Origin of the sequence: Arenibaculum pallidiluteum, assembly GCF_017355985.1 — a bacterium.
Lineage (GTDB): Bacteria > Pseudomonadota > Alphaproteobacteria > Azospirillales > Azospirillaceae > Arenibaculum > Arenibaculum pallidiluteum.
Genome location: NZ_JAFIQU010000001.1, coordinates 425,798 through 438,237, shown reverse-complemented (window position 1 = coordinate 438,237; position 12,440 = coordinate 425,798). Strand labels below are relative to the sequence as shown.

The 12,440-nt window shown below is 69.7% G+C and carries 13 protein-coding genes; 7 read left to right on the top strand and 6 right to left on the bottom strand.

Annotated elements, in window-relative coordinates:
• Positions 1-3 precede the first annotated feature (3 nt).
• The 3 genes from JUB13_RS02110 to JUB13_RS02100 all read right to left on the bottom strand — a co-directional run bounded on the left by JUB13_RS02110 (position 4) and on the right by JUB13_RS02100 (position 3,176).
• Positions 4-960, bottom strand: coding sequence for a sulfonate ABC transporter substrate-binding protein (locus tag JUB13_RS02110; RefSeq protein ID WP_207476789.1), 957 nt, complete (start codon positions 958-960; stop codon positions 4-6).
• Positions 961-1,323: 363 nt separating this feature from the next.
• Complete coding sequence (locus tag JUB13_RS02105; protein ID WP_207476787.1) at positions 1,324-1,830, bottom strand: Lrp/AsnC family transcriptional regulator; 507 nt, start codon at positions 1,828-1,830, stop codon at positions 1,324-1,326.
• Positions 1,831-1,994: 164 nt separating this feature from the next.
• Positions 1,995-3,176: a sensor histidine kinase gene (locus JUB13_RS02100; RefSeq protein WP_207476785.1), complete on the bottom strand. Its 1,182-nt coding sequence runs from the start codon at positions 3,174-3,176 to the stop codon at positions 1,995-1,997.
• 345 nt (positions 3,177-3,521) lie between these two features.
• On the opposite strand from JUB13_RS02100, the gene JUB13_RS02095 reads away from it, so the two are divergent.
• The 4 genes from JUB13_RS02095 to JUB13_RS02080 all read left to right on the top strand — a co-directional run bounded on the left by JUB13_RS02095 (position 3,522) and on the right by JUB13_RS02080 (position 7,199).
• Positions 3,522-5,432 (top strand): propionyl-CoA synthetase, encoded by a 1,911-nt coding sequence (locus JUB13_RS02095; protein ID WP_207476783.1) that lies wholly within the window; start codon positions 3,522-3,524, stop codon positions 5,430-5,432.
• 93 nt (positions 5,433-5,525) lie between these two features.
• Positions 5,526-5,795: a hypothetical protein gene (locus JUB13_RS02090; protein ID WP_207476782.1), complete on the top strand. Its 270-nt coding sequence runs from the start codon at positions 5,526-5,528 to the stop codon at positions 5,793-5,795.
• 359 nt (positions 5,796-6,154) lie between these two features.
• Entirely contained in the window at positions 6,155-6,307 is a 153-nt protein-coding gene (locus JUB13_RS02085) for a hypothetical protein (protein ID WP_207476780.1), read from the top strand.
• Positions 6,308-6,326: 19 nt separating this feature from the next.
• On the top strand, positions 6,327-7,199 hold the full coding sequence (locus JUB13_RS02080) for an NAD(P)-dependent oxidoreductase (RefSeq protein ID WP_236024656.1): 873 nt from the start codon (positions 6,327-6,329) through the stop codon (positions 7,197-7,199).
• A gap of 63 nt (positions 7,200-7,262) precedes the next feature.
• Here JUB13_RS02080 and JUB13_RS02075 read toward each other — a convergent pair whose 3' ends face one another.
• Positions 7,263-8,471: an aminotransferase-like domain-containing protein gene (locus tag JUB13_RS02075; protein ID WP_207476778.1), complete on the bottom strand. Its 1,209-nt coding sequence runs from the start codon at positions 8,469-8,471 to the stop codon at positions 7,263-7,265.
• Positions 8,472-8,640: 169 nt separating this feature from the next.
• Positions 8,641-9,102 carry an Hsp20 family protein gene (locus JUB13_RS02070; protein WP_207476776.1) on the bottom strand — a complete coding sequence of 154 codons (462 nt, stop codon included), beginning with the start codon at positions 9,100-9,102 and terminating at the stop codon, positions 8,641-8,643.
• Between the two features lie 276 nt (positions 9,103-9,378).
• Between JUB13_RS02070 and JUB13_RS02065 the strand changes: the two genes are divergently transcribed.
• Positions 9,379-9,780, top strand: a complete 402-nt coding sequence (locus tag JUB13_RS02065) for a DUF1465 family protein (RefSeq protein ID WP_207477420.1) — start codon at positions 9,379-9,381, stop codon at positions 9,778-9,780.
• A gap of 96 nt (positions 9,781-9,876) precedes the next feature.
• Here the strand turns inward: JUB13_RS02065 and rpmE are convergent, their stop codons facing one another.
• Positions 9,877-10,101, bottom strand: a complete 225-nt coding sequence (gene rpmE, locus JUB13_RS02060) for a 50S ribosomal protein L31 (protein WP_207476774.1) — start codon at positions 10,099-10,101, stop codon at positions 9,877-9,879.
• 195 nt (positions 10,102-10,296) lie between these two features.
• On the opposite strand from rpmE, the gene JUB13_RS02055 reads away from it, so the two are divergent.
• Together JUB13_RS02055 and JUB13_RS02050 are read left to right on the top strand one after the other, a co-directional pair.
• A complete protein-coding gene (locus tag JUB13_RS02055; RefSeq protein ID WP_328702860.1) occupies positions 10,297-12,141 on the top strand; it encodes an ABC transporter transmembrane domain-containing protein in 1,845 nt (614 codons plus the stop codon).
• A gap of 54 nt (positions 12,142-12,195) precedes the next feature.
• Entirely contained in the window at positions 12,196-12,426 is a 231-nt protein-coding gene (locus JUB13_RS02050) for a hypothetical protein (protein ID WP_207476772.1), read from the top strand.
• The last annotated feature ends 14 nt before the right edge of the window (positions 12,427-12,440 follow it).

Here is a 12,440-nt window from a genome sequence, read left to right as displayed (position 1 = left end):
CCGTCAGGAGGTCGGTTTCCAGGCCCAGACGATGTCCCGCACGGCGATCGGCCGGGGGATCAGGCCGAGGGCATGGAAGCGGTCGGCGACGGACTGCTGCTCCGCTGCGATTGCCTCCGTCACAGGGGTGACCGCGAATTCCGTCCGCGCCACCGCGCGGGTCTGGATGGCCCGGTCGATGCCGGTCGCCTCGGCGAGCACGCGCGCGACCTCGTCGCGATTCTCCGCGGCCCAGCGGGCGACCTCGGCAAGGACCTCGTTGATCGCCGCCACCGTCTCGGGGTTACGCTGCGTGAAGTCCCTGTTGGCCAGGAGATAGGAATTCTGCGGCGCGATGCCCTTGCCGGTGGCAAGGATGCGGACGCCGTCCCCCTGCTCGGCGACCGCGTAGTAGGGGTCCCAGATCGTCCAGGCGTCGATGCTGCCGCGATCGAATGCCGCCCGCGCGTCCGCCGGCGGCAGGTAGACCGGCGTCACGTCGGAATAGGTCAGGTCGGCTTTCTCCAGCGCGGCGATCGTCAGGTTGTGGGAACTCGATCCCTTGGCGAAGCCGACGCGCTTGCCCTTGAGGTCGGCCAGGCTGCGGATCGTCGAGCCTTTCGGCAGCAGGATCGCAGACCCCGACCCGGCGGCCGGCTGGGCCGCCACGTAAAGCAGGTTCGCGCCGGCCGCCTGCGCGAAGATCGGCGGGCTGTCGCCGGTGGTGCCGTAGTCGATGCTGCCGGTCCCCAGCGCCTCGAGCAGCGGCGGGCCGAAGGAGAATTCGGCCCATCGGATTGTGATCCCCTGGTCCGCGAAGCGCTTCTCGAAGAGCCCGCGCTGCTTGGCGATCAGCAGCAGGCCGTTCTTCTGGTATCCGATGCGGATTTCCTTGGGCGCGCCGAGGGCGGGTCCCTGGAGGAGGGGGAGGAACGCCGCGGCGAAGGCCGCCGCGGTCAGGATCGTGCGCCGGTTGGGCATGATGGTCCTTCCGTCGGGCATGGGGGTGCGAAGCCGCGCGGCGCCCGCTGCGGTTCGATCGGCTTCTCTGGATTTCAAGGGGCTATGCCGCCGTGCCGGGGGCCTAGGCGAGGCAGGGTCCCGGCATTTGGGGACCGGTCAGGCCAGGTCCCGGCAAGTACAGTCGATCACGGCGATCCTCCATGTCCATCCGGTCGGGGCTTTCCCGAGGCGACCGGGCGGAGACTTCCGATGCCGTTGATCCTGACCTTGGAAATTGTCCTTGGGAAGCCAAACAGGATTTTTTTGTTCGGGCCGCGCGTGGAAGTTTCTCCTCGACGCACGGGACACGGCAGCGGATTCCTTCTCTCTCTCTGCCGCGCCTTACGGGATCGGCAGCGCGGTCGTCGCTTTCAGCCGTTCCATCACGAAGCGCGAGGTCACCTTCTTCAGCGCGAGGCCATCAATCAGCCGGCGGTAGAAGGCGTCATAGGCCGCCATGTCGGCGACGACCACGCGCAGCAGATAGTCGACGTCGCCGGCCATGCGGTGCAACTCGACGACCTCCGGCAGGGCCGAGATGCGCTCGGTGAAATCCGCGAGCCACTGGGCGGAGTGGTCCGCCGTTTCGACGGCCACATACACGGTCAGGCCCAGCCCGACCCTCTCCGGCGCGACCAGCGCAACGCGGCGCATGATGACCCCGGTCGCCTCGAGGCGCTGAATCCGCTTCCAGCACGGTGACTGCGACAGCCCGACGCGATCGGCGATCTCGGCAATCGAAAGCGTGGCGTCGTCCTGCAGCAGGCGCAGGATGCGGCGGTCCGTCTCGTCGAGCTCCCGCCCAGGCGGAGGGACGGGCGGAGCGTGGGGCAGGCCGGTATCGGGCATTGCACCTCCGAGCGGGAGTCCTGCCTGGGCCGGGGCATCGAACATGCAGAATAACAAAACATATATGTTGTTAATCGGCTATCAGGCGACATGCATTGTTGTATGCTTCCGCCTTTCGCGCAAGAATTCGTGAAAGGCGCCGGGACAGGCGATGCAGGCCGCGGTCAGGCGAGGACGCGTTCGCTCGGCAGCAGCACGGTGACGCTGGTGCCGCCGCCCGGCCGGCTCGTCACGTCGAGGCTGCCGCCGTGAAGCTCGGCGAGCGAACGGGCCAGCGGCAGGCCAAGCCCGAGGCCGCCGTGCCGGCGGCTCAGATCGGCGTCGGCTTGGCCGAAGGGCTGCAAGGCTACCGGGATTGCGGCGGCGTCCATGCCGATCCCCGTGTCGACCACCGTGATCGAGAAGCCTTCCGGCCGCAGCGACGCCTTCAGCGTGACGCGGCCGCCGCGCTGGGTGAAGCGGAGCCCGTTGGACAGCAGGTTGGAGAGGATGCGGCGCACCGCCCGGCGATCGGCTAGGATCCGCGGCAGGTCCGGGGCCAGCTCGGAGGTCAGGGTGACGCCGGTCTGTCGGGCGATCGGCGCGAGCTCGTGAAGGCACGCCTCGGCCACGGGGTGGAAGGCGACGTTCTCCATCTCGAGCGCGTAGGTGCCGGTCTCGATGCGCGAGACGTCCAGCAACGCGTCCACCAGCATCAGCAGATGACGCCCGGCGCTGAGCACGTCGCGGGCGTAGTCCGCGTGGCGGGCAAGCCGCGGGTCCTGGCTGAGATCGACGTTCAGCAGCTCGGCGAAGCCGATGACCGCGTTCAGGGGCGTCTTCAGCTCGTGGCTGACGGTGGCGAGGAACCGGGTCTTGGCGCGGCTGGCGTCCTCGGCCTTCTGCTTGGCCGCCAGGAGCTGCTCCTCCGCGAGCTTGCGCCGGGTGATGTCCTCGACCGTGCCCTCGTAGTAGAGCAGGCGGCCCTCGGGCGTGCGGACCTCGCGGCAGCTCTCCGATATCCAGATCTGGCTGCCGTCGCGGCGGAAGATCTCGGACTCGAAGCCCGAGATCGCGCCCTCCTCGTGCATCCTGCGGACGAACTCGCCCCTGCGGTTCGGATCGACGTAGAGCTGGCGCCCGATATCCGTCAGGGCGCTCAGCAGGTCGGCCGTGTTCTCGTAGCCGTAGATCCGCGCGAGGGCGGGGTTCGCGGCGAGATAGTGCCCCTCCGGTGTGGTCTGGAAGATGCCCCAGACCGCGCTCTCGAACATGTCGCGATACCGGTGCGCAAGTCGGACCGCCTCGGCAGCCGAGGTGTCCGCATCGTCGAGAAGCCGCACCCCTGCATATGCCGGTCCCGCCATGCCGGCGCCGACGCAAAGCCCGTGCCATGCCGAGCATCCGGTCGCCGCGCAGGACGGGCTCGGCGGCAACGGCTTGGCCCGTGTGGCCTGGCAAGTTGCGTGAGCGACGAGCGAGGTCGCCACGCGGCAGTGCGGGCAGCCGGCCTTCGGGCGAATGACGCCGCATTCGTGGACAAATGGCGCGGAATGCGCCAGCGGCGATCACAGGGCTCGCCGGCAGGGCTCGCCGGCAGGGGTATGCGGGGCATTGCGTATTTTCCTGGAAGCCCGCGATCCCGCAAAATCCGGATGCGGCCGGCCCGCCGGCCGCAGGGAGAAACGCCAAGGCAAAGAGAAGGCTCTGCAATGACCGGCCGATACGACGAGTTGCACGCGCGCTCGCTGCGCGATCCCGACGGATTCTGGGCGGAGGCGGCGGAGAAAGTGGATTGGATCCGACGCTGGGACGTCGTCCTCGACCGCTCGGACGCGCCCTTCTACCGCTGGTTCTCGGGCGGCGTGCTGAACACGTGCTACAACGCGGTCGACCGCCATGTCGAGCGCGGTCGGGGCGGGCAGGCCGCGATCATCCACGACAGCCCGGTCACGGGCACTGTCCGCACCCTGACCTATGCCGAGCTGCTGGACCAGGTCTCGCGCTTTGCCGGCGCGCTGCGCGGGCTCGGGGTCGCGAAGGGCGACAGGGTGATCATCTACATGCCGATGGTGCCCGAGGCGGTGGTCGCCATGCTCGCCTGCGCGCGGCTGGGCGCCGTGCATTCGGTGGTCTTCGGCGGCTTCGCCCCGCACGAGCTCGCGACGCGCATCGAGGACGCCAAGCCGCGCGTCATCGTCTCCGCGTCCTGCGGCATCGAGGGCAGCCGCGTGATCGCTTACAAGCCCATGCTCGATTCCGCCATCGAGCAGGCTGCTCACAAGCCCGAGGCCTGTGTCGTCCTCCAGCGGCCGCAGGCCACGGCGGCGCTGACGCCGGGCCGGGACCACGACTGGGCCGGACTGGTCGCGGGTGCGAGCCCGGCCGAATGCGTTCCCGTCGCGGCGACCGATCCGCTCTACATCCTCTACACATCCGGCACGACCGGTCAGCCGAAGGGCATCGTGCGCGACAATGGCGGCCATGCCGTGGCGCTGACCTGGTCCATGGCGCATCTCTACGGCGTGCAGCCGGGCGAGGTCTTCTGGACAGCCTCGGATGTCGGCTGGGTCGTCGGGCATTCCTACATCGTCTACGCGCCGCTGATGCACGGCTGCACGAGCCTGGTCTACGAGGGCAAGCCGGTAGGCACGCCCGATGCCGGAGCGTTCTGGCGCGTGATTGCCCAGCACGGCGTGCGCACCTTGTTCACGGCCCCGACGGCTTTCCGCGCCATCAAGCGCGAGGATCCCGAGGGCCGGATGATCCGCGAACGCGATCTCTCGGGCTTCCGGGCGCTGTTCCTGGCCGGCGAGCGCTCGGACCCGGACACGCTGCGCTGGGCCGAGGAGAAGCTCGGCGTCCCCGTGATCGACCACTGGTGGCAGACCGAAACCGGGTGGTGCATCGCTGGCAACCCACTCGGGGTCGAGCTTCTGCCGGTCAAGCACGGCTCGGCGACCAAGCCGATGCCGGGCTGGGACGTGCGGTGCCTGGACGTGTCGAACCATGAGGTCGCGGCCGGCGACATCGGGGCCATCGTGTGCAGGCTGCCGCTGCCCCCGGGCGCATTGCAGACGCTGTGGAACGCCCGCGAGCGCTACGTGAAGTCCTACCTGACGGACTATCCCGGCTACTACCAGACCGGCGATGCCGGGTTCATCGACGAGGACGGCTACGTCCACATCATGGCCCGCACCGACGACATCATCAACGTGGCCGGCCACCGCCTGTCGACGGGCGCCATGGAGGAGATACTGGCGTCGCACCCGGCCGTTGCCGAATGCGCGGTGATCGGCGTCGCCGACGACCTCAAGGGCCAGCTCCCGCTCGGCCTCATGGTGCTCAAGGCCGGGATCACCCGCCCGCACGAGGAAATCGTGAAGGAGGTCGTCCAGCTCGTCCGAGACCAGATCGGACCCGTCGCGGCCTTCAAGCAGGCCGTCGTGGTCGAACGGCTTCCGAAGACGCGCTCGGGCAAGATCCTGCGCGGCACCATGCAGAAGATCGCCGACAGCGAGACCTACAGGATGCCCGCCACGATCGACGATCCCGCGATCCTTGCCGAGATCGCCGAGGCGCTGCGCCGGCTCGGCTATGCGAAGGTCGAGCAGACGGCGTGATGGGGCCGCGTGACAGACTAGGAGGCACACGGGGCGCGGATGCTTGTTCTTCCCGGAGCAGGGGACGCTGATCGTCCCGAAGGAGATCCGAAGATGAAGAACGCAGTCCTCGCCCCGCTCGCCATGACCATCGCAGTCGCCGTCCTGGCGGGTTGCGCGGATGACCAGCGGAGGGCGAGCACCACGCTCGAGCCCGTCTCCGTCGGCGCCGAGAGTCCGCTGAAGATGCAGCCGAGCCGGCGCAACCCGACGGGCTATTCCGGCCGGCCAGTGGATTCCTCGCCGACGACGCTGGAGGTCGAGGACGGGATCGGCTCCGGAAGCGGCACGGGGATCGGGGGCAGCGGTCTTACCTCCTACTAGGGCGTGCCGGCGAGATCGCGCCGCACCCGCGGGGCGTGTGGCGGCAGGTAGCGCACCGCCTTGACTGCGGCGCCCGGGGCGCACTAGGGTTGGCGCAAATGACCGGCTCGAGTTGAGCAGGCGAGGCAAAGAGGAGGGCCGCCATCGTGCGGCCCTCCGCATTTGGGGGGGACCCGGGCCGCGGAGCACCGTGGCCGGGGAGGTGCCATGGAGGTCCTGCTGGATGGACGGAGGGGCCATGCCGGCGCGGCCCGCGGGCCAGTGCCGGGGCTCATGCTCGTCCATGGCGCGGGCATCGACCACCGCCCGTGGTCGGCGCAAATCGAGAATCCCTCGGCCGCATTGGCGGCGCCGACCGGATGGCGCCGCCTGAGGCCGGCCGGCGGCCTGCCGCCGCGCTCTGCGCGGCGATGCTCGAGCTCGACGGGATCGGGCACATGATGATGCTGGAGGCGGCGGACCGCTTGTCGGACGCGCTTGCCCGCTGGTTTCCGAACGCGAGCACCACCTGAACCAAGGAGCGCAATGGCGATGACCGACCAGCCGATGAAACTGGCCTTTCTGGGCCTCGGCGTGATGGGCTTTCCGATGGCCGGGCACCTGGCCTCCAAGGGACACCAGGTCGCGGTCTACAACCGCACGCAGGCCAAGGCCGAGGCCTGGGCCGGGCGCTTCGGCGGCCGGGCCGCTGCAAGCCCGGCCGAGGCAGCGGACGGGGCCGACATCGTCTTCGCCTGCGTCGGTGCCGACAACGACGTGCGCGCGGTGACCCTCGGAGACGGCGGCTGCTTCGCCGCCATGCGTCCGGGCGCCATCTTCGCGGACCACACCACCGCTTCGGCCGAGGTCGCGCGCGAACTCGACGCTGAGGCACGGGCGCGTGGGCTGCTGAGCCTCGATGCCCCGGTCTCCGGCGGGCAGGCCGGTGCCGAGAACGGGCAGCTCACCATCATGGTCGGGGGTGCCGAGGAGGCCTTCGCCAGGGCCGAGCCCGCCATGCGCTGCTATGGCAAGGCCGTCACGCTGATGGGACCGGCGGGATACGGCCAGCTCACGAAGATGGTGAACCAGATCTGCATCGCGGGGCTTGTCCAGGGACTGTCGGAGGGGCTCGCCTTCGCCATGAAGGCGGGGCTGGACGCCAACCGCGTGCTCGACGTGATCGGGAAGGGCGCGGCTCAGAGCTGGCAGATGGACAACCGGGGCCGCACCATGGCGGAGGGGCGCTTCGACTTCGGCTTCGCCGTCGACTGGATGCGCAAGGATCTCGGCCTCGTGCTGTCCGAGGGGCGGCGCAACGGCGCCGCACTGCCGGTGACCGCGCTGGTGGAGCAGTTCTATGGCGACGTGCAGCGCATGGGCGGAGGGCGCTGGGACACGTCGAGCCTGATCAAGCGGCTGTAGTGCAGGGCAGGTTCGTGGCGCCGCCCCGGCTCCCCAGTGCCGGAGCGGCGCCCGTCCGCGCGTTCAGGCCGCGGGAGCCTCGGCCATGCGGCCCATCAGGGCTGCCAGCCGGCCGACACCCTCGCGGATCCGCTCGGGGCGGTTCGTGGTGAAGCTCAGCCGGCAGGTGGCCTTGCCGGAACGGTCGGGGAAGAAGGCCGCTCCGGGCACGAAGGCGACACGCTCCTCGGCGACGGACCGCTCCAGCATTCGGGCGCCGTCGATGCCCGCCGGCAGGTTCAGCCAGACGAACATGCCACCCGCCGGACGCGTCCACGTGACGCCCTCCGGCATGGTCTCCTGGAGCGCCGCCAGCATGGCGTCGCGTCGGCGGTGATAAGCGCCGCGCAGCACGGCGACGTGGCTGTCGTAGATTTCCTCGACGACCGCGTGCATGACCATCTGGTTCAGCGTGCCGACATGCAGGTCGGCCGCCTGCTTGACCAGCACCAGCTTCTGGATAACCGGGGCCGGGCCGGCCAGCCACCCCACGCGCAGCGCCGGGACGACGGTCTTCGAGAAGGTGCCGGCATGGATTACGACGCGCCCCTCCTGGCCCGCCTCCAGGTCGATCGCCAGGAGGGTCGGCAGCGGCTCGCCGTCGTAGCGCAGCGCCGAATAGGCCGCGTCCTCGATCAGCGGCACGCCGAAGCGGCGGCACAGCGCCACCACCTGGCGGCGGCGCTCCAGCGACAGGGTGACGCCGTTCGGATTCGCGAAGTCCGGGACCAGGTAGAGGAACCTGGGCCGCTGGGCCAGCGCGACCTCCAATTCGTCGGGCAGGATGCCGTCGGCATCGGTCGGAACCGGGATGTACTGGGGCTGGTACGGCGAGAAGGCCTGGAGCGCGCCCAGATAGGTCGGTGCCGTCACCACGACCTTGTCGCCGGGCGAGATCAGGAGCTTGCCCAGGAAGTCGAGGCCCTGCTGGGAGCCGTTGGTGACCAGGATCTCGTCGCGGGCCATGGCGCAGCGGCCTGCGATCCAGTCGCGGAGCGGCGTGTACCCCTCGGAGATCGTGTACTGGAGGGCCGTCGCGGCAAGGCTGTTGGACTGGAGGACCCGCTCGTGGGCACGCAGGATCGCATCGCGCGGGAAAAGATCAGGGTCCGGAATGCCGCCCGCGAAGGAAATGACGTCAGGCTGGTCGATCAGCTTCAGCAGCTCGCGGATCTCGGAGGCCGTCACGCCGGCCATGCGCGGCGCAAAGAGACCGTTCCAGTCAAGCGGCAAGGCGGTTCCTCCCGGTGCTTGTCTTGTTCGTCTGCCCCGCAGAAAAGAAGAAGACCGCAGCCGGGTCAACCCCCGGAAAGCGAAGGTCGGCCACGCGGCTCCGCGCAGACGAAAAAGGCGCCCCGCTCGCGCGGGGCGCCGCTCTTCGCTGGAAGGACCTGACCTGCGGTCAGGCGGCCTTCTGCTCGATCGCCTGGGGCGTGCCGGCAGCGGTCTCAATGCGGATGCTGCGGGGCTTCAGCGTCTCCGGGATCTCGCGCACGAGCTCCACATGGAGGAGGCCGTTCTCCAGATGCGCGCCCAGCACCTTGATGTGGTCGGCAAGCTGGAAGCGGCGCTCGAAGGCCCGGCCCGCGATGCCGCGGTACAGGAACTGGCCCTGCTCCGTCTCCTTCTTGTTCCGGCCCGCGATCACCAGGGTGTTCTCCTGGCTGGTGATCTCGAGATCCTCGGCGCCGAAGCCCGCAACCGCCATGGTGATGCGGTAGGCGTCCTCGCCGGTCTTCTCGATGTTGTAGGGAGGATAGGAGACGGTGGAATCGTCCGCCTTGAGCGCCGTCTCAAGCAGGCGCGTCATGCGGTCGAAGCCGATGGTCGAGCGGAACAGCGGCGAAAGATCATAGCTACGCATGGGATCATATCCTCCTGAGAGCGATATCGCCATCCGGGGCACCTTTACGGTCGCACCCTTCGGCATGGGATCGGCGGCCCCGATTGGGCATCCGCCGACGCTCCTGGATATAGGCGCGCCAATCGGGGGTTCAAGAGGTCGGATTCGTGACGGGCGGGTTGATCCGCCGGCGGCTGCGCGGGCAGCCTTTGCACGGGTGCGGGCGCGCTGAACGCCTTGTTAAGTTCGCCGTGACGACCATGTCCGTGTTAGGCGGGCCCGACCGGAGGGGTATGGCTGGTGGAAGCGTCGACCTTCTTCAACCGCACCTATGACGACGCCATGGCGCTGCTCGTGGAGGCGAGGAACTACATCGCCTATCAGGAGGCGGCCGACCAGCGCGGCCTGCCGCCCGGCGTGCGGCTGCAGGTCAGCTACGAATCACTCCGGGTCACCAGTCGCCTCACGCAGGTGATGGCGTGGCTGCTTGCCCAGAAGGCGGTGCATGCCGGAGAACTGACGATGGAGCAGGTTGCGACGGAGGAATACGCGCTGGCGGGTGGCGCCGTCTGCAGCGACGAGTCCGGCCCGGACAACGAGCAGCTTCCCGCCGGACTGCGCAGCCTGCTCGAGCGCAGCCACAAGCTCTACATGCGCGTCGCTCGGCTGGACGAGCAGGTCCGCCGCGCTGTGGCATAGCGCCGCACCGCGCGCCGGCGGCCGGGACATCCCCCGGAAAAGGAAGAGGCGCCCGGCCGAAGGCCGGGCGCCTCGATGCGTTGCGGACGCCGTGCCTTACTTCTTCAGGCCGAAACCGGCGTAGCGCTTGTTGAACTTGGCGATCTGGCCGCCGGTGTCCAGCAGCTTCTGCACGCCGGTCCATGCCGGATGCGACTTGGGATCGATGTCCAGGCGGAGCGTGTCGCCGGCCTTGCCCCAGGTCGTCCGGGTCTTGAACGAGGATCCGTCGGTCATGACGACGTTGATCTCGTGATAGTCCGGATGGATATCCTGCTTCATGCCCTGGGCTCCCGAAAAACGAGCCGGCCTTATACAGGACGGGTGGGGGCGAGGCAAGGGCGTATCCGCGAAATCCCGCCGTGGCGGCGGGCGCGGGGACGGCCGGACGGGCGGCCTTTCCTTGGCGCATCGGCCCCCGCTTGCTATACCGCGGGGTCCCTTGGGGCTTAACGTTCAGGAAAGGCTAGCACCTTGGTGTTCCGCGAGCCCTCCCGCGATCTGCCCGGCCCGGCGACGGGCACGCCGCCTGCGCGCCGCGATCTCTCTCCGCTGCGCCGGCTGCTGCCGTTCCTCAGGCCCTACGGCCTGGCGGTCGCGGGGGCCTCGGCCTCGCTGGTGGTGGCTGCCGGCACCGTGCTCGGCGTGGGGTCGGGGCTGCGCGTGCTGGTCGACCGGGGCCTCGCCGCAGGCGATCCGGGCTTCCTTGACCGCGCGCTTCTGGGCCTGCTGGCGGTGATCGTGCTGATGGCCGGGGCGACCTTCGGCCGCTTCTATCTCGTCTCCTGGCTGGGCGAGCGGGTGGTGGCCGACATCCGCCGCGCCATCTTCGACCATGTGGTCCGGCTGAGTCCGTCCTTCTTCGAGACGACCCGCACCGCCGAGGTGCTGTCGCGCCTGACCGCCGACACAACGCTGCTGCAGTCCGTCGTCGGCTCCACCGTGTCCGTCGCGCTGCGCAACCTCCTTCTGCTGATGGGCGGCGTCGTGATGCTGATGCTGACCTCGCCCAAGCTGACGGGCCTGGTCCTGCTGGTGGTCCCGCTGGTCGTCCTGCCCATCGTTGTCTTCGGGCGGAAGGTGCGCGCGCTCTCGCGCGAGAGCCAGGACCGCATCGCCGATGTCGGCGTGCATATCGACGAGACGCTGGGGGCGATCCGGACCGTCCAGGCCTATGTCCAGGAGGCGCGGGAGCGAGAGCGCTTCGCCGGGCGCGCCGAGGCCGCCTTCGCCGTCGCCGTGCGCCGGATCCGCGCCCGGGCCTGGCTGACCGTCGCGGTGATCGTCCTGGTCTTTGGCGCGATCGGCGTCATCCTGTGGATCGGCGGGCACGACGTGCTGGCCGGGCGCATCAGCGCGGGGGACCTCTCGGCCTTCGTCTTCTACAGCGTCGTGGTCGCCGGGTCCTTCGGCGCCATCAGCGAGGTGATGGGCGATCTCCAGCGTGCCTCGGGCGCCACCGAGCGCCTGTTCGAGCTGCTGGACACCAATCCCGAAATCACCGCACCGGCGGCGGCGCAGCCGCTGCCGGAGCCGCCGCTGGGTGCCGTGGCGTTCGAGGACGTGCGCTTCCACTACCCCTCGCGCCCCGGCGATGCGGCGCTGGAGGGATTCTCGCTGGACGTCCGCCCCGGCGAGACGGTGGCGCTGGTCGGGCCCTCGGGCGCCGGCAAGACCACGGTCTTCCAGCTTCTGCTGCGCTTCTACGACCCGCAGGCGGGACGCGTCCTGCTGGACGGCGTGGACCTGCGCCGGGCCGATCCGCTGGCCGTGCGTGCGCGGCTCGGCCTCGTTCCGCAGGATCCCATGATCTTCTCGGCCAGCGCGCGGGAGAACATCCGCTACGGCCGTCCCGCGGCCAGCGACGCCGAGGTGCGCCGGGCCGCCGAATCCGCCAACGCGCTGGCCTTCCTGGAGGCGCTGCCCCAGGGGCTCGACACTTATCTCGGCGAGAAGGGCGTTCGTCTTTCCGGCGGGCAGCGCCAGAGGATCGCCATCGCGCGGGCAATCCTGAACGATCCCCGCGTCCTGCTTCTGGACGAGGCGACCTCCGCCCTCGACGCCGAGAGCGAGCGCCTGGTGCAGGACGCGCTGGAGCGCCTGATGCGCGAGCGCACCACGCTGATCATCGCACATCGCCTGGCGACCATCCTGAACGCCGACCGCATCGCCGTCATGGAGGGCGGCCGGATCGTCGCAACAGGCACCCATGACGAACTCGTGAGGGCCGGTGGCCTTTATGGGCGCCTGGCGGCCCTGCAGTTCGATCGCGCCGGGACTTCTGCTATGGTGGAGCCGGGGCCGCGCCGGGCGACCCTCTAGCCGCGCGCTTGGCGCCGGCATCCAACGCCGACCCAGGAACGAGGACGCGCAATCGTGGACAACGGCACCCGCATCGGACGTTCCGGCAATACGCCTGTCCGCCCCGACATCGGCCGCGGGCGGCCCGCCGCGCCCGGCGGCGCGGCCGAGCCCCTGGCGGGCGGTCCTGCGCCGCGCGGCCAGCGGATCCCGTCGCTGCGCCAGATCGCAAGCCTGCTGATCGACGGCGTGCTGACCTTGCCGCGCGGCTATCGGCGTGGCACCTATCTCGACCTGCTGGTCTGAACCCGGGCGCTGGC